Source organism: Kutzneria sp. CA-103260 (genome assembly GCF_018263855.1).
Classification (GTDB): domain Bacteria; phylum Actinomycetota; class Actinomycetes; order Mycobacteriales; family Pseudonocardiaceae; genus Kutzneria.
Genome location: NZ_CP073318.1, coordinates 7926622 through 7950031 on the forward strand (window position 1 = coordinate 7926622; position 23410 = coordinate 7950031).

Genomic DNA, 23410 nt, shown 5'->3' on the forward strand with positions numbered 1-23410 from the left:
GGCTACGTGGCCAAAGGGGATTGACGCCGCGGCCAGTGCCGGCGCCAATCGTCGGCGGTCAACCGGGTCGGGTCCAGTCCGGCGGACTTGGCCGAGAGCTCCGCGGCCCGCACGTCCCGCTCGAACCGCCGGGCCACCGCCCGCAGCTCGCTCTCCGGGTCCTCGCCGGCCAGCTTGGCCACGGCGGTCACGCCGAACAGCGTGGCCCCGGTGTCGTCGCCGGAAGGCAGCAGGTCCACCGGCAGGCCGACGCGGGCCACCCGCTGGGTGAGCTTGGCCGCCAGCGACACCGCGGGCTGGCCGAGGGCCACCCCGTCCACGCTGGACTCGCGCTTCTTCTCAGCCTGCTTGAGTTCTTCCCACCGCCGGTCGTGGTGGTCGAGCTCGAAACCCGGCTCCTCGGTGGCGAACACGTGCGGATGCCGTCCGACCAGCTTGTCCACCAGATCGCCGGCGACCTGGTCGATCGTGAACGGGTCCGCGCCGTGCTCGGCCGCCACCCGGGCGTGGAACAGCACCTGGAGCAGCACGTCGCCGAGCTCCTCGCGCAGCGCCTTGCGGTCCCCGTCCTCGATGGCCTCCAGCAGCTCGTAGGTCTCCTCGACCAGGTACTGCCGCAGTGAGTCGTGGGTCTGCTCGGCGTCCCACGGGCAACCGCCGGGCGAACGCAGCCGGTCCATCACCGCGGCCGCGTCCAGCAGGCCCGAGCCGGCCGGCTCGGGCGTGTCGATCCGGGTCGCGCCGGCGGCGAGCAGCGCGGCCGCCGCCGGCTCGGTGGCGTCAGCCGCGATCAGCACCAGGTCGGCGTCGACGGCCAGCTCCTCGGCCGCCACCTCGACGGCGCCGAGGGACTGCCGCAGCTGCTCGGGCACGTCCTTGCCGGCCCGCACCTCGGCGGCGGTCCGCAGCGCGGGCAGCGCGGCGGCCGGCAGCACGCCGGGCAGGCGCGGGCTGAGCAGGACGACAACGGCGGTCACTGGTTCGCGGCCCGGACCGTCTTCATGATCGACGACGACTCGCCCGCACTGGGCGAGACGAAGCCGGTCAACGGCTCCCAGACGCCGAAACGCGGGTTGAGCGTGACGCCGACCTGCTGGGCGTAGCGCACCATCTGCGACTGGCCGAAGCCGGCGGCGATCTGGCTGACGTCCTGGCCGCCGGTGGTGTCCCCGGCGTTGTCCGAGCGCTTGATCACGTAGGCGACGACCCAGATGTTCTCCTGCTGCACCGGGAAGGCCAGGACCGAGCCGGCGTTGGCGGCGAACATCGGGCCCAGCTCCTGCGGCGTGGTCGCCGGCGAGCCGGTCTGGTTGACCGTCGACTTGGGGGCGCTGCCGTCCTGGCTCTGCGCGCCGGCCATCGCCGCGGTGAAAATCTGGGCGTGCTGGCCGGGGTTGGCCACGACCTTGTCCACCAGCGCCTGCGCGCCGTTGCGGTCCTGGGTTACGGCGTAGTCGAAGGTGACGCTGGTGGTGCGGACCTGCTTGGCGCCGATGGCGTTCCACAGCAGCGAGTCGCGCAGGTAGCCCTTGAGCAGGTCGCCCTTGACCGGGATGTTCGCGGTGTCGCTGAACGAGGGCAGCTGGCCGGAGGCCGTCTGCTGGGTGTAGGCGCGGTCCACCTGCTCCTCGTTGACCTTCACACCCAGCTTGGCCGCCAGCTGCTTGGTCACCTCGTCCCAGACCGCAAGCTGGACGACCGTCCGGGCGATCGGCGGGAAGGTGCTCGGCTTCTGCTGCTGCAGCTGCCGGGCGGCCGCGTTGTCGGCCAGCACGCTGGTGATGTCGGCCTGGACCGTGTCCAGGCTGACCGTGCTGCCGCCCACCACGGCCGCGGCGCCGATCTCACCACCCGGGCCGGCGCCACAACCGGTGACCAGGGCGCCGACGGCGGCGCACGCGGCGAGAACGGCGATGGGACGGCGAATGGCGATCGTCACAGTGCGCACTCTCTCACAGCGATGATGATCTCAACCAGCCACTACCGGCTTGGGATTTCCGATCAGCGACTCGACGAAGTGGGCACACCAGTCCAGCAACTCGGTGTCCCGCAGCGGCGGCGCGCCGATCCGGCCGCCGGCCGGGCCCTCGGTCGGGCGGGGCACCGACACGATGTGGGTGGCCGCCTTGTACGTCGCCTTCGGGTACAGCCGCTTCATCCGGACCAGCTGCGAGTCCAGCAGCTCCATCGGCGCGAACCGGATGGAGCTGGCCTGGGTGGCCACCTCGGTGACGCCGAGGCGGCGGCAGGTCTGGCGGAACCGAGCCACCGCCAGCAGCCGCTCCACCGGGGCCGGCGGCTGGCCGTAGCGGTCCTGGAGCTCTTCCTTGACCGCCGCCAGCGCCGCGTCGTCGACGGCGGCCGCGATCTTGCGGTAGGCCTCCAGCCGCAGCCGCTCCCCCGGCACGTAGTCGTGCGGGATGTGCGCGTCGATGGGCAGGTCGACCCGGACCTCGGCCAGCTCCTCGCCGTCCTCCTCGCTCGGCGCGCCGGCGCTCTTGCGGAACGCCTCCACGGCCTCGCCGACCAAGCGGACATAGAGGTCGAAGCCGACGCCGGCGATGTGTCCGGACTGCTCGGCGCCCAGGATGTTGCCGGCGCCGCGGATCTCCAGGTCCTTCATCGCCACCGCCATGCCCGCGCCGAGCTCGGTGTTCTGGGCGATGGTGGCCAGCCGGTCGTGCGCGGTCTCGGTGAGCGTGCCGTCCGGCGGGTACAGGAAGTAGGCGTAGCCGCGCTCGCGGGCCCGGCCGACCCGGCCGCGCAGCTGGTGCAGCTGGGCCAGGCCGAGCATGTCGCCGCGCTCCACGATCAGCGTGTTGGCGTTGGAGATGTCCAGGCCGGTCTCGACGATCGTGGTGCAGACCAGGACGTCGAACTCGCGCTCCCAGAAGCCCTCGATGATCTTCTCCAGGCGCTCCTCGTTCATCTGGCCGTGCGCGGTGGCCACCCGGGCCTCCGGCACCAGCTCGCGCAGCCGGCGGGCGGCCCGCTCGATCGAGGACACCCGGTTGTGCACGAAGAAGACCTGGCCGTCGCGCAGCAGCTCGCGGCGGATGGCCGCGCCGACCTGCTTGTCGTCGTAGGCGCCGACGTAGGTGAGGATCGGGTGCCGCTCCTCGGGCGGGGTGAGGATGGTGGACATCTCGCGGATGCCGGCCAGGCTCATCTCCAGGGTCCGCGGGATCGGGGTGGCCGACATGGTCAGCACGTCCACGTGCGTGCGCAGGGCCTTGATGTGCTCCTTGTGCTCGACGCCGAAGCGCTGCTCCTCGTCCACGATGACCAGGCCGAGGTCCTTGTAGCGCAGGCCGGTCTGCAGCAGCCGGTGGGTGCCGATGACGATGTCCACCTCGCCGTCGGCCAGCCCGGCCACCACCTTCTCCGACTCCAGCGGGTCGGTGAACCGGGACAGGCCCCGGACGTTGACCGGGAACTGCCGCATCCGCTCGCTGAACGTGTTGAGGTGCTGCTGGGCCAGCAGCGTGGTCGGCACCAGCACCGCCACCTGCTTGCCGTCCTGCACCGCCTTGAACGCGGCCCGGACGGCGATCTCGGTCTTGCCGTAGCCGACGTCGCCGCAGATCACCCGGTCCATCGGGACCGCGCGCTCCATGTCCCCCTTCACCTCGTCGATGGCCGCCAGCTGGTCGGCCGTCTCGGTGAACGGGAAGGCGTCCTCCAGCTCGCGCTGCCACGGCGTGTCCGGGCCGAAGGCGTGGCCGGGCGCGGACTGCCGGGCCGCGTACAGCTGCACCAGCTCGGCGGCGATCTGCTTGACCGCCTTCTTGGCCTTGGCCTTGGTGTTCTTCCAGTCCGAGCCGCCGAGCTTGTTCAACGTGGGCAGCTCGCCGCCGACGTAGCGGGAGACCTCGTCGAGCTGGTCGGTCGGCACGAACAGGCGGTCGCCGGGCTGGCCGCGCTTGCTGGCCGCGTACTCCAGCACCAGGTACTCGCGGGTGGCGCCGGCCACCGTGCGCTGCACCATCTCCACGTAGCGGCCGATGCCGTGCTGCTCGTGCACCACGTAGTCGCCGGGCTTGAGGGCCAGCGGGTCGACCGCGTTGCGGCGGCGGGACGGCATCTTGCGCATGTCCCGAGTGGACGTGCCGCCGCGACCGCCGGTCAGGTCGGTCTCGGTGATCACCACCAGGCTCAGGCCACTGGCCAGGAAGCCGTCCTCCAGGGAGCCGCGGGCGACCGTCACCACGCCCGGCTCCGGGGCCTCGCTCAGGCCGTTCTCCGCGAGCCGGGCCGGCACCTCCGCCTCGGCCATCTGCTCCACGGCCCGCTGCGCCGTGCCGGTTCCCGGCACCACCAGCACCGCCGTGCCGCCGGCCGCCGCGTGCGCGCGCAGATCGGTGAAGGCCCGGTCCACATCGCCCCGGTAGGCCTCCACCGGCGCGATGTCCAGGCGCAGCACGCCTTCCGCGTCGGTGGTGAGCTGGCTCAGCGTCCACCAGGAGCGGCCGCTGTCCACTGTGGTCGTCGCGACGTCGGCCAACGCCCGGTAGGCCGAGGCCCCCAGGTCGATCGGGGCCTTGCCGCCGCCCGCCGCCGCCATCCACGACGCCTCAAGGAATTCCTGGCCGGTGCGGACCAGGTCCTGGGCCCGGGTGCGGATCTTCTCCGGGTCGTTGACCAGCACGATCGTGCCGGCCGGCACGACCTCCGTGAGCAGCTGGAGCTCGCCTCGGCACAGCGCCGGGATCAGCGCCTCCATGCCCTCCACCGCGATGCCGTTGGACAGCTTGTCCAGCATCTCCGCCAGCTGCGCGTCGGCCTGGTGCTCGGCCGCCAGCTCCGCCGCCTTCGCCTTGACGTCGTCGGTCAGCAGCAGCTCTCGGCAGGGCGGGGCTGTGAAGGCCTGGATCTCGCCCGGCAGCGACCGCTGGTCGGCCACCGAGAACGGCCGGATCTCGCTCACCTCGTCGCCCCAGAACTCCACCCGGACCGGGTGCTCCGAGGTCGGTGGGAAGACGTCCAGGATGCCGCCGCGGACCGCGAACTCGCCGCGCTTCTCCACCATGTCCACGCGGACGTAGGCCAGCTCGGCCAGGCGCTCCACCAGCTGCTCGAAGTCGTGCTCCGCGCCGACCGCCAGGTGCACCGGGGCCAGCTCGCCCAGGCTCGGGGCCATTGGCTGGATCAGGCTGCGGACCGTGGCCACGACCACCTTCACCTGGCCGGCCGGGTGCTCCTCCGGGTGGGCCAGCCGCCTGAGCACTTCCAGCCGTCGACCCACCGTGTCCGCCCGGGGCGACAGCCGCTCGTGCGGCAGCGTCTCCCAGGACGGGAACAGCTCCACCGCCCCGTCTCCCAGCAGGTCCTTGGCGATCGCCCCCAACTCTTCGGCCTCTCGGCCCGTCGCCGTGATCGCCAGCACCGGCCGCTCCGTGGCCAGCGCCGCCACCAGCAGCGACCGGCCCGCCGGCGGCCCCTCCAACTCCAGGCGCGGCGCTCCCACCGCCCCCAGCGCCTCACGCAGCGACTTGTCCGCGAGCACGGCGGTCAGCAGACCGGACAGTCGGCCGGGCTGGGTCACTTCGACAGTCCCCCTCGGGTGCGCTTCGACACGCCGCCAAGCCTAGGACGCCACCCCGACAAGAACCGTCCGTGGTCTGAAAGGCCTGGTCAGCGCGATATGCGGGGACGTGGTCACCCGCCGGTCCCGCGCACGTTAGCAGTGCCGGCGGCCATCGCGGGTGTGGATTTCCCGGGAAAACGGCTTGCCGGCGGTCCGTACGGTCAGGAGGGAAATGAGCGAGAAGACGATCAACGCCGCCTACGACGAGCGGCTCATCACCGTGTACCAGGCCTACCACCCGGCCATCGCCGAGGCGGCGCTGGCCGCCGGGGCGTTCGTGCCGCCGTTCAGCCGGACCCGGATGACCTGGATCAAGCCGTCCTTCCGGTGGATGATGCACCGGTCCAGCTGGGCCACCGCCCCCGGCCAGGAACGGGTGCTGGCCATCCGGATCAGCCGTGCCGGCTTCGACTGGGCCGTGGCCAACGCCTGCCTGAGCGCCTACGACGCGACTGTCCACACCAGCCACGAGCAATGGCGTCGGCAGCTCAAGGGCAGCCCGGTGCGGGTGCAGTGGGATCCCGACCGGGACGTGCGGATGCAGACGCTGCCGTACCGGGCGATCCAGATCGGACTCAAGGGCGTGGCGCTGGAGCGCTACGTCGACGAATGGACCCACGACATCACCGACGTGACGGCTTCGGCGCACGAGGTCCGTGACCCGGTCCGCGCCGGGCAGGTCGACCGCGCGGAAAGGTTGCGCCCCAAGGAAAGGCCCTCCGTCTAGGCTTGGACAAATGACGGCGGAGCAGGCACGGGCGAGGTTCCGGGACGGACTGGTGACGCCGACGGCCGGCATGGCGGCCGGCCACACCCAGGCGAACCTGATCGCGGTGCCGGCCGACTGGGCGTACGAGGTGCTGCTGTTCGCGCAGCGCAACCCCAAGCCCTGTCCGGTGCTGGACGTCAGCGATCCCGGCAGTCCCCGCACGGTGCTGGCCCCGGACGCCGATCTCCGGACCGACCTGCCGGCCTACCGGATCTGGGTGGACGGCGCGCTGGCCGAGGAATGCCCTGATGCCACGGAGTTCTGGCGGGACGACCTCGTCGCAGTGCTGATCGGGTGCAGCTTCACCTTCGAATCGGCACTCCGGGACGCCGGCATCCCGTTGCGGGGCACGAACGTCCCGATGTACGTCACCAACCGCCAGTGCCGACCGACGACCAGGCTCCGGGGTCCCCTGGTCGTCAGCATGCGGCCCGTCCCAGCCGAACTCGTGGCCACGGCGATCGAGGTGACCCGCCTGATGCCCGCCGTGCACGGATCCCCGGTGCACAGCGGGGATCCGTCGGAGCTGGGGATATCTGACCTGCAAAACCCGGATTTCGGTGTGCCCGTTGAGGTTCGGCCTGGCGAGGTGCCGGTGTTCTGGGCCTGCGGCGTCACCCCGCAGGCGGCGGTGATGGCGTCCAAACCGCCGTTCGCGATCACTCACGCGCCGGGGCACATGTTCATCACCGACGCACTGGACGCGGATTACCGGATCTGACTTGCAAGGACAGTCGGCCACTCAACCATCCAGAATCAAGAACAATACATGCCCGATTGGTGCCCCAAGTGCAGTTGATCACGTTCGAGCAGATCGTAGCGCCATTCTTCGCCGACGACTGGGAAGATCCCACCGGCGACCGGGACGAGCCGCGGTTCCGACGTCAATTCACTGACGACATAGCCATCACCGTCGGACTCAACCCCGTCACCCGTGAGAGCAGCGTGCGGTTCTCACCGAGCCTTGGCGTGCAGCATGTCGCCACGAGTCGCCTGGCAACCGAGTTTCTCGGCCGTCCGCCGGACGCCGGGGTGACCCTGAGCTCAACGGGCATCACTGTGGAAGATGTCTTGCATAGGAACGGTTTCACCTTCATGACCACGTTCGAACGGTGGCAGATCACCTCGCCACAGCAGAGCGTCACCGTGGCCGAGACGATCTACAACGACGTCGTCGAGTACGGACTTCCCGAATTCAGCGCGGTTCGGTCGCTCGGCGACCTCATCGAGCGTTTGCGGGGCGAACGCCGGCACCAGATGCAGACAGGGCACTTGGCCATCGCATGTGCCCTGGCCGACAGTCAGGTCGAGGCCGAGAGTGCGCTACGGGAGTTCGCCGCACCGATGCAGAAGCAACAGGGTGCGATGCTCGATCAGACACGACGCTTCATCACGGGGTTCGTGGAACACTTCGGTTTCGGCGCCGAACACGTGAATTAGCCGCCGTCACCGCGTCCGGAGCCGGGGCTTGCCCTCCAGGTGGGACAGGCCGTTCCACGCCAGGTTCACCAGGTGGGCGGCGACCTCGTCCTTCTTGGGCTTGCGCACCTCCAGCCACCACTGCCCGGTCAGCGCCACCATCCCCACCAGGGCCTGGGCGTAGAGGCCGGCCAGCTTGGGTTCGTAGCCGCGGGCGTCGAAGTGCAGGCCGAGGATGTGCTCGACCTGGCTGGCGATGTCGTTGAGCAGGCTGGAGAAGGTGCCGCTGGCGCTGGCCACCGGGGAGTCCCGGACCATGATCCGGAAGCCGTCGCTGGAGCCCTCGATGTAGTTGAGCAGGGCCCGGGCGGCCTTCTCCAGGAGCTCGCGGGGGTGCCCGTCGCCGTCGCCGAGGACGGCGACGACGGAGTCGAGCAGGTACTGCATCTCACGGTCGACGACGACGGCGTAGACGCCTTCCTTGCCGCCGAAGTGCTCGTACACCACGGGCTTGGACACGCCGGCCCGGTGGGCGATCTCCTCGATGGAGGTGCCGTCGAAGCCCTTCTCGGCGAACAGCTCCCGGGCCACGTCCAGCAGCTGCTGCCGGCGCTCCTTGCCGGTCATGCGCACGCGTGTCACAGGGGCGACGCCATCCGCGTCGCCCCTGGTGTCACGAGTCCTGCGCCGGGCCGCCATTGGCAGCCACGATATGTCACCTACTTGGCGGCGCTGATCCTGGCCAGCCGCTGCGGGCTCGGCCACCGCACGTTCCACGCCCAGCCGAGCTTCTCGAAGATCCAGATCGTGCGGGCGGAGATGTCGATCTGACCGCGCTGCACGCCGTGGCGGGCCGAGGTGGGGTCGGCGTGGTGCAGGTTGTGCCACGACTCGCCGAACGACAGGATCGCCAGCGGCCAGAAGTTGGCCGACTTGTCGCGGGCGGCGAACGGCCGCTCGCCGATCATGTGGCAGATGGAGTTCACGGACCAGGTCACGTGGTGCAGCACGGCCACCCGGACCAGGCCGGCCCAGAAGAAGGCGGTCAGCGCGCCGGCCCAGGACCAGCTGATCAGGCCGCCAAGCACGGCCGGGGCCAGCAGGCTGACCGCGGTCCACACCGGGAACAGCCGGTCGACCCGGACCAGGCCCTCGTCGGCGACGAGGTCGGGGGCGAAGCGGTCCCGGTTGGTCAGGTCCCGGTCGTACAGCCAGCCCATGTGCGCGTGCCAGAAGCCGCGGGCCAACGCGACCGGCCCGGTGCCGAACAGCCACGGCGAGTGCGGGTCGCCCTCGCGGTCGGAGAAGGCGTGGTGCCGGCGGTGGTCGGCGACCCACTTGATCACCGAGCCCTGCAGCGACATGCTGCCGGCGATGGCCAGGGCGATCCGCAGGCCGCGCTTGGCCTTGAAGGAGCCGTGGGTGAAGTAGCGGTGGTAGCCGACGGTCACGCCCATGCCGCTGATGCAGAAGAACACGGCGGCGATCGCGATGTCGACCCAGCTCAACCCCCAGCCCCAGGCCAGCGGGACGGCGGCGACCAACGCGACGAATGGCACGATGGTGAAGATGTAGATGAGGGCCTGCTCGGTGTTGCCATTACGGCCTTCGAGCATCGGCTTCGGCCCCCCGCCGGCCGCTTCCCTTGGCTTCTCCAGGGCTGTGGTCATACCGTGCACCTCGCGGTCAGTTTAAATTGCTTGACTTAGGCGTACCTTGCCTACGGAACCGTAACTTACGCCAGCGTAGGTTGTACCGGCCGGGAATACCAGCCCGTGCGGCGACGTTGTCTTCATCTTCACAGGATCGACAGGCGGTCAGCTTCTCCGTGCCATCACAAGGCGTACGCGGCAATCGGCCTCTCCGGTTCGCCCTGGTCACCATCCCGGTACTGCTGGTCATCGCCGTGCTCGCGCTGCTCGGGATCGGCTGGTACTACAGCGACCAGCTGCTCGATCCGGCCCAGGCGCGACCCGGCTATCCGGACGTGTCGCTCGGTCCAACGACTGTCGGCGGTGTGAGTTCCATCGCACTGCGAAAAGCGGCCGACACCACAAACGCCGGCGAGTGGGCGGTGCTCTGGTCGGGCGGCTACGTCCAGGTCGGCGAGGTGCTCTCGGACCGCGACGGCACGACCGTGCGCAAGCTGCTCAAGGGCCAGGCCCCGCCGGCCGGCACGCCGGTCCGGTTCAGCCCGCAGATGTGGCCGGGCGACCCGAAGTCCGCGCTGGGGCTGGATTTCCAGCATGTGAACGTGCCGACGGAGCTCGGCCCGATGCCGGCCTGGCTCACTCCCGGCACCACCAACACCTGGGTGATCGCCATCCACGGTCGCGGCGGCACCCCGGAGGAGACGCTGCGGGCCATCCCGCCCCTGCACCAGCTGGGCCTGTCGGTGCTGTCCATCACCTATCGCAACGACAGCGGCGCGCCCCCGTCCCCCGACGGCTTCTTCCATCTGGGCGACTCCGAATGGCAGGACGTGGAGTCGGCCATGAAGTACGCGACCGCCCACGGCGCCAGGCACACCGTGCTCTACGGCTGGTCGATGGGCGGCGCGATCGCCGAGCAGCTGCTGGCCCGGTCACCACTGGCCAGCCAGGTGGACGCCGTCGTGCTGGACGCGCCGGCGGTCAGCTGGGGCAAGACGTTGGTGTTGCAGGCCCAGAACCGCGGCCTGCCGCTGACCGGTCTGCTCACCTGGGACGCCGAGCTGGTCTCCGGCTGGCGGGCCGGCATCGACTTCGGCCGGATGGAGCTGATCGACTCCCCGCCCGCGCACCGGCCGCCCACGCTGCTGTTCCACGGCTCGGCCGACGGCACTGTCCCCGTGCAGGCCTCCCGCGACCTGGCCGCCGCGGCGGGCCGGCTGGACTGGCCGCTGACCTACGTGGAGGTGCCGAACGCCGAGCACACGGCCGCCTGGAACGTGGACCCGACGGGCTACGAAGGCCACCTCAGGGACTTCTTGGGCAGCCGCCCTGACCTGACGAGGTGAGACGTGACAACATGGGGGCAGGCAACAACCCGGTCCGCTGTGGTGTAACGGCAGCACCTTGGATTTTGGTTCCAATGGTTCAGGTTCGAATCCTGGCAGCGGAGCATCGGTAAGGAGTCGAAGCTGCACGAGGACACGGTCGCTCAGCCTGAGGACAGCGCTCCGGCGCTGGCCGAGATGTCGGACGCGTGGCTGGTCGGACGCGCCCGAGAGCTGGCGATGTCCTCCGGCGGCGACGTCGAGGGTCGGTCCGACGCGGCGGTGGCCGAGGCCGACCGCCTGCTGGCCGAGGCCCAGCGGCGCGGCGAGCCGCGCATGGTCGCCCAGGTGCTGCGGACCAGCTGCCTGGTCCGGCTGTCCGGCGCGCACCCCACCAACGAGACCGACCCGCTGCTCGACGAGATGGTCGCGCACACCCGCCGGCACGGCCTGACCGTGATGGAGGCGGGCGCGCACGCGCTGCGGGGCCGGCGGCTGTTCCTCGGCGGCTACGAGGACGAGGCGCTCACCTCGGCCGCGCGGGCGCTGGCCATCCTGGACGAGGACCTCACCCCGGACACCCTGATCGGCGTCCGGTCCTGGACCCGGCTGCTGTCCGCGGTGCTGGTCGACATCGGCCAGCTGCTCAGCCAGCTCGGCGTGTACGAGATCGCGGCCGGCGTGTTCAACCGGGCCGGCGCGGCCATCCGCGGCGACGGCGGCCCGTACGAGATCGCCGAGCACATGATCAACCAGACCCGGCTGCTGCTGGGCTGGGGCCTGCGGCTGGAGCGGGTCGGCCAGTACGACAAGGCGGCCGAGAAGTTCCTCACCGCCTCGGCCATCGCCGCCGCGGCCGAGGTGCCGTGGCGCAACTCGCAGCCGACCCGGCTGTCCGAGGCGCCGGCCGCCGAGCAGCTGCCGGTGGTCGGGGCCGCGCACGCGCTGGCCCGGCCCGGCGCCGAGCACATCGACCGGCTGCGTGGGCTGACCGACCGGGCGGCCTCGCCCCGTGAACTGATCATGGTGTCGATCGCCCTCGCTCGCTGCCTCGAACGCGAGGAGCACTTCTCCGAGGCGATCCACGTGCTGGCCGGCGCGGCCGACCGGCTGCTGCACGACACCACCGAGAACACCCTGCGGCTGTGCCTGATGCGGGAGTTCGCCCGACTGTCCGGTTCGGAGCAGACCGAGATCGGGGCCAACGCCCTGGAGCAGTACGCCACCGAGCTCGAACACGAGATGTGGCAGATGGGCGAGTCCAAGGTGACGAGCCTGCAGACCCGACGCGAGCACGAGCGGCTGTCCCGTGAGCACGGTGCGATCTCCCAGCAGGCGAAGCAGGACCCGCTGACCGGGCTGCCCAACCGCCGCGCGCTGGACGAGCGGCTGGAGGCCCTGGTGGCCGCGCCCGGCGACCAGCCGCTGGCCGTCGCGCTCGTCGACCTCGACGGGTTCAAGGGCGTGAACGACCGGGCCTCGCACGCCGAGGGCGACGACGTGCTGCGGGTGGTGGCCAGCACGCTGCGCAGCGCCGTCCGCGGCGACGACATGGTCGCCCGCTACGGCGGCGACGAGTTCGTGGTGCTGCTGCCCGGCGCCCCGCTCAGCGCGGCCGAGGCGGCGCTGAGCCGGGCCGTGGACGCGGTCGCCCGGCTGCCCATGGACCTGTCCCGCGGTGTGACGTTGTCGATCGGCGTCATCGCGCTCCGTCCACAGGAGAGCGCCGCCCAGGCGCTGGCCCGGGCCGACGCGGCCATGTACCTGGCCAAGCGCGACGGCGGCAACGGCGTCGCGGCCGTGGCCGGGGACGCTGTGAGCGAGCCCAACAGCCGGTCGGCCGTGGCGGTGGATGGCGCACCGTAGGATCGTCGTCATCCAAGGCGTCGACTCCTAGGGAGCAGGTCCATGCCTCAGGGCGGACAGGTCAGCACCATCGTGCTCGCAGCGGGTGAGGGCACCCGGATGCGGTCGGCGACACCGAAGGTGCTGCACCGGATCGCCGGCCGAGCCCTCGTCGAGCACGCGGTGCGCGCCGCCGTCGGCGTGGACCCGGACCACCTGGTGGTTGTCGTCGGGCACGGCCGGCAGGCGGTCGCCGAGCACCTGGACGGGCTGTCCGGGGACATCGACCGCAAGATCACCGTTGCCGTCCAGGAGGAACAGCGCGGCACCGGGCACGCCGTCGGCTGCGCCCTGGCCGCGCTGCCCGAGGTCGAGACCGGCACCACCGTCGTCACCTACGGCGACGTGCCGCTGCTGGACGGCGAGACGCTCGGCCAGCTGCTGGCCGAGCACCACTCGGCCGGCAACGCCGTGACGGTGCTCACCGCCGTGGTGCCCGAGCCGCACGGCTATGGCCGGATCCTGCGCGACAGCGACGGCAACGTGCTGGAGATCGTCGAGCAGAAGGACGCCACTCCCGAGCAGGCGGCCATCACCGAGATCAACTCGGGTATCTACGTCTTCGACACCGCCGTGCTGCGCGACGGCCTGTCCCGACTGACCACCGACAACGCCCAGGGCGAGCTGTACCTGACCGACGTGCTGGCCATCGCCCGCCGCGACGGGCGGCCGGTCGGCGCGCTCATCTGCGCCGACGAGTGGCTGGTCGAGGGGGTCAACGACCGCGTGCAGCTGGCCCGGCTCGGCGCCGAGTTCAACCGGCGGCTGGTCGAGAACTGGATGCGAGCCGGCGTCACGATGATCGATCCGGGCAGCGTCTGGCTGGACGCCGACGTCGCGCTGGCCCGGGACGTGCTCATCGAGCCGAACGTGCAGCTGCGAGCCGGCACCGCGGTGTACGAGGGCGCGGTCATCGGCCCGGACACCACGCTGAGCAACTGCGTGGTCGGCGCGGGCGCGAAGGTCATCCGCACGCACGGCTCGGACTCCGAGATCGGCGAGCGGGCCAGCGTCGGCCCCTTCGCCTACCTGCGGCCCGGCGCCAAGCTGGGCACCGCCGGCAAGATCGGCACGTTCGTCGAGGTGAAGAACTCCGAGATCGGGGACGGCAGCAAGGTGCCGCACCTGACCTACGTGGGCGACGCCACCATCGGCGAGCAGTCCAACATCGGCGCGGCCTCGGTGTTCGTCAACTACGACGGCGTCCGCAAGCACCGGACCGTGATCGGTTCGCACGCGCGCACCGGATCGGACACGATGTTCATCGCCCCCGTGACCGTCGGGGACGGCGCGTACACCGCGGCCGGCTCGGTGATCACCCGCGACGTGCCGCCCGGCGCGCTCGCGGTGGCACGGGCGCAGCAGCGCAACGTCGAGGGCTGGGTCACCCGACGTCGCGAAGGCACCCCGGCGGCCGAGGCCGCCACCAAGGCACTCGCCGCCCAGCAGGACGGTGGGACACCCGACCCGAAGGAGCAGTGACCGTGGCCTCCATCTCCGGAACTCCGAAGAAGAGCCTGATGCTCTTCAGCGGCCGCGCCCATCCGGAGCTCGCCGAGGAGGTCGCGAAGTACCTCGACATCTCGGTGGTGCCGCAGGCCGCGTACGAGTTCGCGAACGGCGAGATCTTCGTGCGGTTCGAGGAGTCGGTCCGCGGCTGCGACGCCTTCGTCATCCAGTGCCACAGCGCGCCCATCAACCAGTGGGTGATGGAACAGCTGATCATGGTGGACGCCCTGAAGCGGGCCAGCGCCAAGCGCATCACCGTGATCATGCCGTTCTACCCGTACGCGCGGCAGGACAAGAAGCACCGCGGCCGCGAGCCGATCTCGGCCCGGCTGATCGCCGACCTGTTCAAGACCGCCGGCGCCGACCGGATCATGACCGTCGACCTGCACACCGCCCAGATCCAGGGCTTCTTCGACGGGCCGGTCGACCACCTGTGGGCGATGGCCCTGCTGGCCGAGCACGTGCGCGACAAGTACGGCAGCGAGCCGCTGACCGTCGTCTCGCCGGACTCGGGCCGCACCAAGCTGGCCGAGAAGTGGGCCGACATGCTGGACGGCTGCCCGATCGCGTTCATCCACAAGACCCGGGACCCGCTCAAGCCCAACGAGGTCGTGGCCAACCGGGTCGTCGGCGAGGTGCGCGACCGGATGTGCGTGGTCATCGACGACATGGTCGACACCGGCGGCACCATCGTGAAGGCGGTCGAGCAGCTGGTCGAGGCCGGGGCCAAGGGCGTCATCGTGGCCGCCACCCACGGCGTGCTGTCCGGGCCGGCGGTGGAGCGCCTGCAGAACAGCAGCGCCAAGGAGGTCGTGCTGACCAACACGCTGCCCATCACCAAGGACAAGCAGTTCGACAAGCTGACCGTGCTGTCCATCGCCCCGCTGCTGGCCCAGGCCATCCAGCAGGTCTTCGAGGACGGTTCGGTGACGAGCCTGTTCGACGGGAACGCCTGAGAGCCGGCCAGGGAAGGCACCGGCCCCCGAGGGGCCGAGCCCCGCGCGGCACGCGCGGCGTAAGCACAGTAAAGTGGGGGCCGATTCGTCTTGTGCGAATCGGCCCCCTACACTGTATTGGTTGCCTCGGCGAGGGTCGTCCTCGTGGCTCCGTGATCGACGCGGCGGCTTGGTTGCCGCGCGCTGTTCATGGGTCCGCGCCGCTCCCCGCCGCCGCAGGCCGCTTCCTCACCCCGATCCTGAGAGCTACAAGGAGTACCCCACCGTGTCCGAGGTACGTCTCGCCGCCGAATCTCGCACCGAGTTCGGCAAGGGCGCGGCCCGCCGCACCCGTCGTTCCGGCAAGATCCCCGCCGTCCTCTACGGCCACGGTTCGGACCCGAAGCACCTGGCGCTGCCGGCGCTGGAGTTCGCCCGCGTGGTCCGTGAGCACGGCACCAACGCCGTGCTGTCGCTGGAGCTCAACGGCGGCAACGAGCTGGCGCTGACCAAGACCGTCACCACGCACCCGATCAAGAACTACATCGAGCACGTGGACCTGCTGCTGGTGCAGCGGGGCGAGAAGGTCACCATCGACGTGCCGGTCGTGCTGGTCGGCGACGCCGCCCCGGCCACCCTGGTCACCCAGGAGCTGTCGACCATCCAGGTCGAGGCCGACGCCCTGAACCTGCCCGAGAACGTCGAGGTCTCGATCGCGGGCGTGCAGGCCGGCACCCAGATCCACGCCTCCGACATCGTGCTGCCCGCCGGCGCCTCCCTGGTCAGCGACGGCGAGGCGCTGATCGCCGCGATCAACGCCGCCCCGACCGCCGCCCAGCTGGACGGCGCCGAGGGCGAGGCCGCCGCGGCCGACGACGAGAGCTGAGCCATCACGGCAGAGCACCGCGACGGCGCCCAGCCCCCTAGCCACGGGGGCCGGGCGCCGTTCCCGCGTTCGGGGCCGATGCCGCCGCCCACCCTCACGCCGACCGAGGTGCGGACCGTGCGGTTCGAGCGGGGGCCCGGCTACGACGTGGACGAGGTGGACGCTTTCCTGGCCCAGGTCGCGCAGGCGCTGGCCGGCCGGGGCACGCTGACCGCCGACCAGGTCCGGGACGTGGTCTTCGCCTCCCGCAAGCACGGCTACTGCCCTCGCGATGTGGACGCCTTCCTGGAGCGGGTGTGGCGGCAGCTGAGCACCGGCCGGATCGCCGCGACCCGGCTGCGGTCCGGGGCCGTGCTGCTGGCCGTTCGGCTGCCGAAGGCCGCTCACGGCTACGATCCGGGCGAGGTCGACGCGTTCATTGGGCGGGCCGCCGCCACCCTGGACGGGCGGGGCACGATGACCGCGTCCGAGGTGTTCCACACCAGGTTCACCGGCACCACCGGGCTGCGTCGGGGCTACCGGGTGGCCGCCGTGGACGCCCTGTTGGACGAGTTGGAGCAGGAGTTGCGCTCTCGTGGACGGTAGCGAGGTCGTTCTTGTCGTCGGGCTGGGCAATCCCGGTCCGCAGTACGCCGGCAACCGGCACAACATCGGCTTCCTGGTCGCCGACGAGCTGGCCGCCCGGGTCGGCGGCAAGTTCAAGGCGCACAAGAGCGGCGCCGAGGTCGTCGAGGGCCGCCTGTCCGGCCGCCGGGTGGTGCTGGCCAAGCCCCGGTCGTTCATGAACCTCTCCGGCGGGCCCACCGTCGCCGCCGCCCGCTTCTACAAGGTCGCCCCGGCCGACGTCATCGTCGTGCACGACGAGCTCGACCTGCCCTTCACCACCCTGCGCCTCAAGCTCGGCGGCGGCGACAACGGGCACAACGGGCTGCGCTCCATCACCAAGTCCCTGGGTACCAAGGACTACCTGCGGGTCCGCTTCGGCATCGACCGCCCGCCGGGCCGCCAGGACCCCGCCGACTACGTGCTCAAGGACTTCGGCACCGTCGAGCGCAAGGAACTGCCCTTCGCCATCGACCGCGCGGCCGACGCCGTCGAAGCCCTCATCGGCAAGGGCCTGGAAGCCGCCCAGAACGCCTACCACTGATCAACAGGCGGATTCCCCCGGCCGTGGGTACCGTCCGTGCCATGACCCCCGAGGACGTCCGCGACGTCACGTTCAGCCGGGCGCTGCTGAGCAAGAACTCCTACGACGAGGCCGCGGTCGACGCCTTCCTCGACCGCATCGAGGCCACCCTGCGCGGCGAGGACACCCTCACCCCCGACGACGTCCGCGCCGCCTACTTCCCCCACCCCGGCGTCGGCCGCCGCGGGTACACGAAGGACGAAGTGGACGAGTTCCTCGACAAGGTGATGGCCGCCCTGGACGCCCGGTAACACCGCCGCGATATGTAGATCGTCACGACCTACAACAGCAGGGGGAAGGTCTCATGGCCTTGGGCATGTCCAGGCTGCTCGCACGAGCGGCCGGTATCACGCTGGCTTCAGGGATGATCGCCGCCGGCCTGGCGGCGCCCGCACTCGCCACCACGACAACCACCGTCACGACCGTGTCGACGACGTTCGCCCCGGCGGCCTTGCCGGCGCCGACCGTCTCCTCGCCCGACTACCCGCCCAACGCCAGCGCGGGCGGCATCGGCCGACCCGGCCGGTTCACCTTCTCCGCCAACGGTTCCACCGATGTCGTCGGCTTCCGGTACGGCCCCGACTTCCCGAGCACCTACGTGGCGGCGGACCAGCCGGGCGGCAGCGCGACGGTCTGGATCACCCCGACCACCTTCGGCGTGCAGAAGGTGGCGGTGAAAAGCGTCGACGCCGCCGGCAACAGCTCGCCCATCACGACCTACTGGTTCGACGTGAACGGCGGCTGACCACCGGCCGGGTGCGGGGTTCGCCTGCCCGCACCCGGGTTCGCTCAGTCCTTGGCCAGGAGCTTGGCGACCTGTTCCCCGGCCGAGGCGCGGCGGAGCTTGCCGGAAGGGGTCTTGGGCAGGTTGCCGGGCGGCAGCACGACGACCGCGTAGGGGCGCACGCCGGCGGCGTCCATAACCCGGGCGGCGACCTCGTCCTTGATCAGCTTGGCGGCCTCGGGATCGTTGGCACGGTTGGATTCCAGGGCGACGGCGAAGCGTTCGCGGCGGGTGCCGGCATCGAGGCGGACGGCCACGGCGTTGCCGGCGCGGACGCCGTCGACGGAGGTGGCGGCCCGCTCGATGTCGGTGGGATAGATGTTGCGCCCGCCCATGATGATGACGTCCTTGCGGCGGCCGCAGACCACGACCTGCCCGTTGATCAGGTAACCCTCGTCGCCGGTGTCGAGCCAGCCGTCCGCGTCCTGTGTGGACACCGGGCCGTTGACGGTGAGATAGCCGGGCGTCACGGCCTCGCCGCGCAGCATGATCAGGCCGACCTCACGGTCGCCGCGGGTCTGGCCGTGCTCGTCGACAATCTTGATTTCCAGGCCCGGCAAGGGAAATCCGAGCAGCGGGAAGGACCGGGTCTTGCCATCGGTGGCCGGCAGAGCCCGCTGGTCGGCCTCCAACTCGTCGGCGTCGATGACATCGACGGCCAGCCCGTCGCCGGGGGCGGCGAACGCGACGCCGAGGGTGGTCTCGGCCATGCCGTAAGCGCAGAGCACGCAGCCGGGGCTCATGCCGAAACGGGCGCCGGCGTCGGTGAAGGACTTCACGGCGGCGGCGTCGATGGGTTCCGCGCCGTTGAGGGCAATCCTCAGCCGGGACAGGTCATACGCGTTGTCGTCATCCACAGAGGACAGTCGCCGGCCGGCGATGGCGTAGGCGAAGTTCGGGGCGGCGGTGACGGTGCCGTGGTAGCGGCTGATCAGGTCGAACCACAGCAGCGGCCCACCGAGGAACTCGACCGGACTGACCTTCACCAGCTCGATGCCGAAGGTCATCGGCAGCGTCAGGAAGCCGACCATGCCCATATCGTGGAACAGCGGCAGCCACGAGACCATGGTGTCTGCCTCGAAGTCGAACTTGGACGCCTCGATCATGGCCGTCATGTTGGCCATCAGGTTGCGGTGGGTGATCCGCACGGCCTTGGGGTCCGCGGTCGAGCCACTGGTCAGCTGGAGCAGCGCGGTGGCGTCCTCCTCGACCGGCACCGGCTCGGTCAGCGGCTGCCCGCCGGTCAGGTCGGTCAGCTTGCGGTAGGTGATCTTGTGCTCGTCGAGCACGCCGGACAGCGCGTCGAAGGGGCTGCCCAGCAGGACCAGGCCGGCCTCGATCATGCCGAGCACCTTCAGCGTGTCCTGGGCCCATTCGCCGAGGTCGGTGCGCGGCGTCGGCTGGTGCAGCATGGTCACGCTGCCGCCGGCCAGCCACACGGCCTGCACGGCGGGCGCGATCACCGCCGGGTCCGCCGCCAGCACCGCCACCGCCGTGCCCGGACGCAGGCCGCCGGCCACCAGCCCGCCGGCCAACTCGGTCGCGGTCTGGTGCACCTCGACCCACGTCCGGCGCAGCGGCGCCTGCGGCTCACCGGTGATGAACCCCTTGTCGCGGCCGCCCGTCCCGGTGGCGCGCAACGTGTCGACGAACTTGCTCATAGTGCGGAGCCTAAGGGGTCCGCCCACCCCCATGGGCCCGTTAACCCCACAAAACGGCACCCACCAGTTCCGCCCTTCCTACGCCACATGTGGTCCACAGGTGGCGTAGGAAGTCGAATGTGGTCCACAGGTGGCATTCGAATGTGCCGGAACTCGACATTCGGTTGACGGAGAGCGGGACTCGCGGGGGTTACTCGGCGGCGTCGGCGGCGAGCATCCACTGCTCCTCGACGTCGTCCTTCTCGGCCAGCACGGTGCGCAGCTCGGCGTCCAGAGCCAGCAACCGGTCCGGGTTCGTGGCCGCCTCGGCCAGCTTGGCGTGCAGCTCCGCCTCCTTCTTGGTCAGCACGTCCAGCCGGCGCTCCAGCCGGGCCAACTCCTTGCGGGCGGCCCGCTGCTCGGCGGCGTCGCTGACCTTCGGGGCGGCCGTCGAGGGCGTCGCGGCGGCCGCGTCGGCGAGCTGCTTGTCGCGCCGGCGCAGGTACTCCTCGATGCCGCCGGTCAGGTCGGTGATCCCGCCGTCGCCGAACAGCGCCACCACCTGGTCGCAGACCCGCTCGATCAGGTACCGGTCGTGCGAGACCACGACCATCGTGCCCGGCCACGAGTCGAGCAGGTCCTCCAGCTGCTGCAGGGTGTCGATGTCCAGGTCGTTGGTCGGCTCGTCGAGCAGCAGCACGTTGGGCTCGGCCATCAGCAGCCGGGCCAGCTGCAGCCGGCGCCGCTCGCCGCCGGACAGGTCGGCCACCGGCGTCCACTGCTTGACCTTGGTGAACCCGAACTTCTCGGCCAGCTGCGAGGCCGACAGCTCCACCTTGCCCAGCACCACCCGGCGGGCGACCTCCTCGACCGCCTCCAGCACCCGCAGCTCGCCGGGCAGGTCGTGCAGCTCCTGGGTGAGGTGGGCCAGCCGCACCGTCTGCCCCTGCACCCGCTTGCCGCTGTCCGGCTCGCGGTCGCCGGTCAGCAGCCGCAGCAGCGACGTCTTGCCCGAGCCGTTCACGCCGACCAGGCCGATGCGGTCGCCCGGCCCGATCCGCCACGTCACGTGGTCGAGCAGGGTGCGCTCGCCCAGCGCGAACGACACGTCCTCCAGCTCGATCACGGTGCGGCCCAGGCGGCGCTTGGCGAACGCCATCAGTTCGACCTTGTCCCGCGGCGCCGGCACGTCCGAGATGATCGCCTCGGCGTTCTCGATCCGGTACCGGGGCTTGGAGGTGCGGGCCGGCGCGCCGCGACGCAGCCAGGCCAGCTCCTTGCGGGCCAGGTTGCGACGCTTCTCCTCGGCCGTGTCGGCCAGCCGGGCCCGCTCGGCCCGGGCGAACACCCAGTCCGCGTAGCCGCCCTCGTACTGCTCGACCGCGCCGCCGACGACCTCCCAGGTTCTGGTGCAAACCGTGTCCAGGAACCATCGGTCGTGGGTCACGACCACGAGCGCGCTGCGGCGGGCCAGCAGGTGCTCGGCCAGCCAGCGCACGCCCTCCACGTCCAGGTGGTTGGTCGGCTCGTCCAGCACCAGCAGGTCCAGCTCACGGATCAGGGCCGCCGCCAGCGCCACCCGGCGGCGCTCGCCACCGGACATCGTCGCCACCGGCGAGTCCAGGCCCAGCGCGGTGATGCCCAGCCCGTCCATGATCGACCGCACCCGGGCGTCCGACGCCCACTCGTGCTCCGAGGTGAACCCGTGCGGGTCCAGCACCGCCGCGCGGACCGTGTCGCCGACGAGCTCGGTGCGCTGCGTGACGACCGCCATCCGAAGGTCCCGCGTCTGGCTGACCCGGCCCTCGTCCGGCGGCTCCAGGCCGGTCAGGACCTCCAGGAGCGTCGTCTTGCCGCCCCCGTTCAACCCGACGACCCCGATCCGGTCGCCCTCGCTCACTCCGAGGGACACGGCGTCGAGCAGGGCCTTCACGCCGTACGACTTGCTCACGGCTTCCAGGTTGACGAGGTTTGCCACCCCGAAAGCGTACGGGCCTAGGCGTGGACCTCCGGCGGGGTGGGGCGGGCGGTGTCCTCGCCGGTGACCACGCGGGCGCCGGCGACTGGGCCCTGCGCCACCCGCACCGTTCGGCACACGCCGGCACCGGACAGCTCGGCGGCGACCCGCACCGCGGCGTCGCCATCGGAACAGAGGAAGGCACAGGTGGGGCCGGAGCCGGAGACGATGCCGGCCAGCGCCCCGGCGTTGACGCCGGCCCGAAGCGTGCGGCGCAGGCCGGGGCGCAGCGACACGGCGGCGGCCTGGAGGTCGTTGCCCAGCAACAGGGCCAGCTGGTTCGGGTCGCCGGACGCCAATGCCTCCAGCACCGGTTCGACGGCGCCCACTCGCGGCGGGTTGCCGTCGGCGCGCAGCCGGTCCAGCTCCCGGAACACCTCCGGGGTGGACAGTCCGCCGGTGTCCAGGGCCATCACCCAGTGGTAGGTGTGCCTGGACAGCACCGGCACCAGCTGCTCGCCGCGCCCAGTGCCCAGCGCCACCCCACCCTGGAGCACGAACGGCACGTCGCTGCCGACCTCGGCGGCCACGCCGGCCAGCTCGTCACGGCCGATCTCCAGCCGCCACAGGTTGGCCAGCGCGACCAGGGTGGCGGCGGCGTCGGCGCTGCCGCCGGCCATGCCGCCGGCCACCGGGATGCCCTTGTTGATGGTGATCCGCAGCTTGGGCTCGTCCGGGTCGCGGCCCACGTGCGCGGCCAGCGCCCGGACCGCCTTCCAGACCAGGTTGGACGAATCGGTCGGCACCGCGTCGGCGCCCTCGCCCCGCACCTCCAAGCCGGCCTCGTCGGCGACGGCGACGGTCACTTCGTCGGTCATCGACAGCGACTGGAACAGCGTCGTCAGGTCGTGGTAGCCGTCTGCGCGCAGGTCCCCCACCCCGAGGTGAAGGTTGACCTTTGCTGGGGCCCGGACGGTCACTGGTGTCGGTACGACGGCTAGCACCCGTCCAGCCTACGGGCTGTTGCTGTGCTGGCTAGAACGCTGGCAGGACCGAACCGTGGAACGTCTGCTCGATGTAGTCCTTGACCTGCGGGGAAGTCAGCAGCCCGGCCAGTTCCTTGATCCGCTTGTCGTCGGCCAGCTCCGGCCGCGTGACCAGGCCGTTCGCGTTCGGGTTGCCCTGCGCCTTCTCGATCAGCAGCGCCGTCTTGGTGTCCAGGCCGGCCGACAGCGCGTAGTTGCCGTTCACGATCGAGGCATCGGTGTCGTCCAGGCTGCGCGGCAGCTGCGCCGCCTCCAACTCGACGAACTGAAGGTGCTTCGGGTTGTCGGCGATGTCCCGCGGCGTGGCCGTGGTCTCGGTGCCGGCCTTCAGCTTGAGCAGGCCGTTGTCGGCCAGCAGCTTGAGCGCCCGGGCCTCGTTGCTGGTGTCGTTGGGCACGCCGATCTTGGCGCCGTCCGGCAGGTCGGCTGCTTTCCGTGTCTTCTTCGAGTACAGCCCCAGCGGCTCCAGGTGCACCGCGGTCACCCAGGACAGCTGCACGCCGTGGCTCTGCTCGAAGTCGGCGAGGTAGGGCTGGTGCTGGAAGTAGTTGGCGTCCAGCGACTTGTCGACCAGCGAGGTGTTCGGCGTGACGTAGTCGGTGAACTCCTTGACCTCGATCTTGAGGCCCTTGGCCGGCGCCAGCTTGTCGGCGACGTAGGAGAGGATCTGGCCGTGCGGAGTGGGGCTGACACCGACGACCAGCGGGGCGTTCGGGTCGGCGGCCGCGCCGCCGCCGGTCCCGCAGGCGGCCGCGGTGGCCGTCACGAGGGCAGCGAGGAGCGCAACACGGAGCTTCATGGGGCTGTGGT

At 71.0% G+C, this 23410-nt stretch carries 21 protein-coding genes and 1 tRNA gene; 13 read left to right on the forward strand and 9 right to left on the reverse strand.

The annotated features are described in order from the left end of the window. Positions 1–2 precede the first annotated feature (2 nt). The 3 genes from JJ691_RS34800 to mfd are packed head-to-tail and all read right to left on the reverse strand — an operon-like array spanning position 3 to position 5545. On the reverse strand, positions 3–977 hold the full coding sequence (locus JJ691_RS34800) for a MazG family protein (protein ID WP_211763798.1): 975 nt from the start codon (positions 975–977) through the stop codon (positions 3–5). Then, entirely contained in the window at positions 974–1939 is a 966-nt protein-coding gene (locus JJ691_RS34805; protein WP_211763799.1) for a SurA N-terminal domain-containing protein, read from the reverse strand. The genes JJ691_RS34800 and JJ691_RS34805 overlap by 4 nt, the downstream gene beginning before the upstream one ends. 30 nt (positions 1940–1969) lie before the next feature. Beyond that, positions 1970–5545 carry a transcription-repair coupling factor gene (gene mfd / locus JJ691_RS34810; protein WP_211763800.1) on the reverse strand — a complete coding sequence of 1192 codons (3576 nt, stop codon included), beginning with the start codon at positions 5543–5545 and terminating at the stop codon, positions 1970–1972. Between the two features lie 214 nt (positions 5546–5759). Here mfd and JJ691_RS34815 point away from each other — a divergent pair, with 214 nt between their 5' ends. The 3 genes from JJ691_RS34815 to JJ691_RS34825 all read left to right on the forward strand — a co-directional run bounded on the left by JJ691_RS34815 (position 5760) and on the right by JJ691_RS34825 (position 7796). Further along, positions 5760–6314: a DUF4291 domain-containing protein gene (locus JJ691_RS34815; RefSeq protein ID WP_211763801.1), complete on the forward strand. Its 555-nt coding sequence runs from the start codon at positions 5760–5762 to the stop codon at positions 6312–6314. 10 nt (positions 6315–6324) lie between these two features. Next, a complete protein-coding gene (locus tag JJ691_RS34820) occupies positions 6325–7077 on the forward strand; it encodes a putative hydro-lyase (RefSeq protein WP_211763802.1) in 753 nt (250 codons plus the stop codon). A 68-nt stretch (positions 7078–7145) separates the two neighbouring features. Next, positions 7146–7796: a hypothetical protein gene (locus JJ691_RS34825; RefSeq protein ID WP_211763803.1), complete on the forward strand. Its 651-nt coding sequence runs from the start codon at positions 7146–7148 to the stop codon at positions 7794–7796. Positions 7797–7802: 6 nt separating this feature from the next. Here the strand turns inward: JJ691_RS34825 and JJ691_RS34830 are convergent, their stop codons facing one another. Together JJ691_RS34830 and JJ691_RS34835 are read right to left on the reverse strand one after the other, a co-directional pair. Next, positions 7803–8402 carry a TetR/AcrR family transcriptional regulator gene (locus tag JJ691_RS34830; RefSeq protein WP_211771891.1) on the reverse strand — a complete coding sequence of 200 codons (600 nt, stop codon included), beginning with the start codon at positions 8400–8402 and terminating at the stop codon, positions 7803–7805. 92 nt (positions 8403–8494) lie between these two features. Beyond that, complete coding sequence (locus JJ691_RS34835; RefSeq protein WP_211763804.1) at positions 8495–9445, reverse strand: acyl-CoA desaturase; 951 nt, start codon at positions 9443–9445, stop codon at positions 8495–8497. 158 nt (positions 9446–9603) lie between these two features. Between JJ691_RS34835 and JJ691_RS34840 the strand changes: the two genes are divergently transcribed. The 10 genes from JJ691_RS34840 to JJ691_RS34885 all read left to right on the forward strand — a co-directional run bounded on the left by JJ691_RS34840 (position 9604) and on the right by JJ691_RS34885 (position 17918). Then, a complete protein-coding gene (locus tag JJ691_RS34840; RefSeq protein WP_211763805.1) occupies positions 9604–10773 on the forward strand; it encodes an alpha/beta hydrolase family protein in 1170 nt (389 codons plus the stop codon). A 33-nt stretch (positions 10774–10806) separates the two neighbouring features. Then, positions 10807–10877: transfer RNA gene (locus JJ691_RS34845), tRNA-Gln, on the forward strand. A gap of 73 nt (positions 10878–10950) precedes the next feature. Further along, the gene (locus JJ691_RS34850) at positions 10951–12618 is read left to right on the forward strand and encodes a GGDEF domain-containing protein (RefSeq protein ID WP_211763806.1); all 1668 of its coding nucleotides are present in this window, start codon (positions 10951–10953) and stop codon (positions 12616–12618) included. Positions 12619–12660: 42 nt separating this feature from the next. Continuing rightward, the gene (gene glmU / locus JJ691_RS34855) at positions 12661–14139 is read left to right on the forward strand and encodes a bifunctional UDP-N-acetylglucosamine diphosphorylase/glucosamine-1-phosphate N-acetyltransferase GlmU (RefSeq protein ID WP_211763807.1); all 1479 of its coding nucleotides are present in this window, start codon (positions 12661–12663) and stop codon (positions 14137–14139) included. A gap of 2 nt (positions 14140–14141) precedes the next feature. After that, the gene (locus JJ691_RS34860) at positions 14142–15122 is read left to right on the forward strand and encodes a ribose-phosphate diphosphokinase (RefSeq protein ID WP_211771892.1); all 981 of its coding nucleotides are present in this window, start codon (positions 14142–14144) and stop codon (positions 15120–15122) included. Positions 15123–15387: 265 nt separating this feature from the next. Next, positions 15388–15987, forward strand: coding sequence for a 50S ribosomal protein L25/general stress protein Ctc (locus tag JJ691_RS34865; protein ID WP_211763808.1), 600 nt, complete (start codon positions 15388–15390; stop codon positions 15985–15987). 78 nt (positions 15988–16065) lie between these two features. Beyond that, positions 16066–16572, forward strand: coding sequence for a DivIVA domain-containing protein (locus JJ691_RS34870; RefSeq protein WP_211763809.1), 507 nt, complete (start codon positions 16066–16068; stop codon positions 16570–16572). Further along, a complete protein-coding gene (gene pth, locus JJ691_RS34875) occupies positions 16562–17134 on the forward strand; it encodes an aminoacyl-tRNA hydrolase (RefSeq protein WP_211763810.1) in 573 nt (190 codons plus the stop codon). Before JJ691_RS34870 ends, pth begins: the two co-directional genes overlap by 11 nt. A 41-nt stretch (positions 17135–17175) precedes the next feature. Next, positions 17176–17424, forward strand: coding sequence for a DivIVA domain-containing protein (locus JJ691_RS34880; RefSeq protein WP_211763811.1), 249 nt, complete (start codon positions 17176–17178; stop codon positions 17422–17424). Positions 17425–17489: 65 nt separating this feature from the next. Next, positions 17490–17918 carry a hypothetical protein gene (locus tag JJ691_RS34885; RefSeq protein WP_211763812.1) on the forward strand — a complete coding sequence of 143 codons (429 nt, stop codon included), beginning with the start codon at positions 17490–17492 and terminating at the stop codon, positions 17916–17918. Positions 17919–17962: 44 nt separating this feature from the next. Here the strand turns inward: JJ691_RS34885 and JJ691_RS34890 are convergent, their stop codons facing one another. From JJ691_RS34890 to JJ691_RS34905, 4 genes are all read right to left on the reverse strand, one after another. Then, the gene (locus tag JJ691_RS34890; RefSeq protein ID WP_211763813.1) at positions 17963–19618 is read right to left on the reverse strand and encodes a fatty acyl-AMP ligase; all 1656 of its coding nucleotides are present in this window, start codon (positions 19616–19618) and stop codon (positions 17963–17965) included. Between the two features lie 190 nt (positions 19619–19808). Next, entirely contained in the window at positions 19809–21575 is a 1767-nt protein-coding gene (locus JJ691_RS34895; protein WP_211763814.1) for an ABC-F family ATP-binding cassette domain-containing protein, read from the reverse strand. 17 nt (positions 21576–21592) lie between these two features. Next, a complete protein-coding gene (locus JJ691_RS34900) occupies positions 21593–22558 on the reverse strand; it encodes a 4-(cytidine 5'-diphospho)-2-C-methyl-D-erythritol kinase (RefSeq protein ID WP_211763815.1) in 966 nt (321 codons plus the stop codon). Positions 22559–22589: 31 nt separating this feature from the next. After that, entirely contained in the window at positions 22590–23399 is an 810-nt protein-coding gene (locus JJ691_RS34905; protein ID WP_211763816.1) for a MetQ/NlpA family ABC transporter substrate-binding protein, read from the reverse strand. Positions 23400–23410 lie beyond the last annotated feature (11 nt).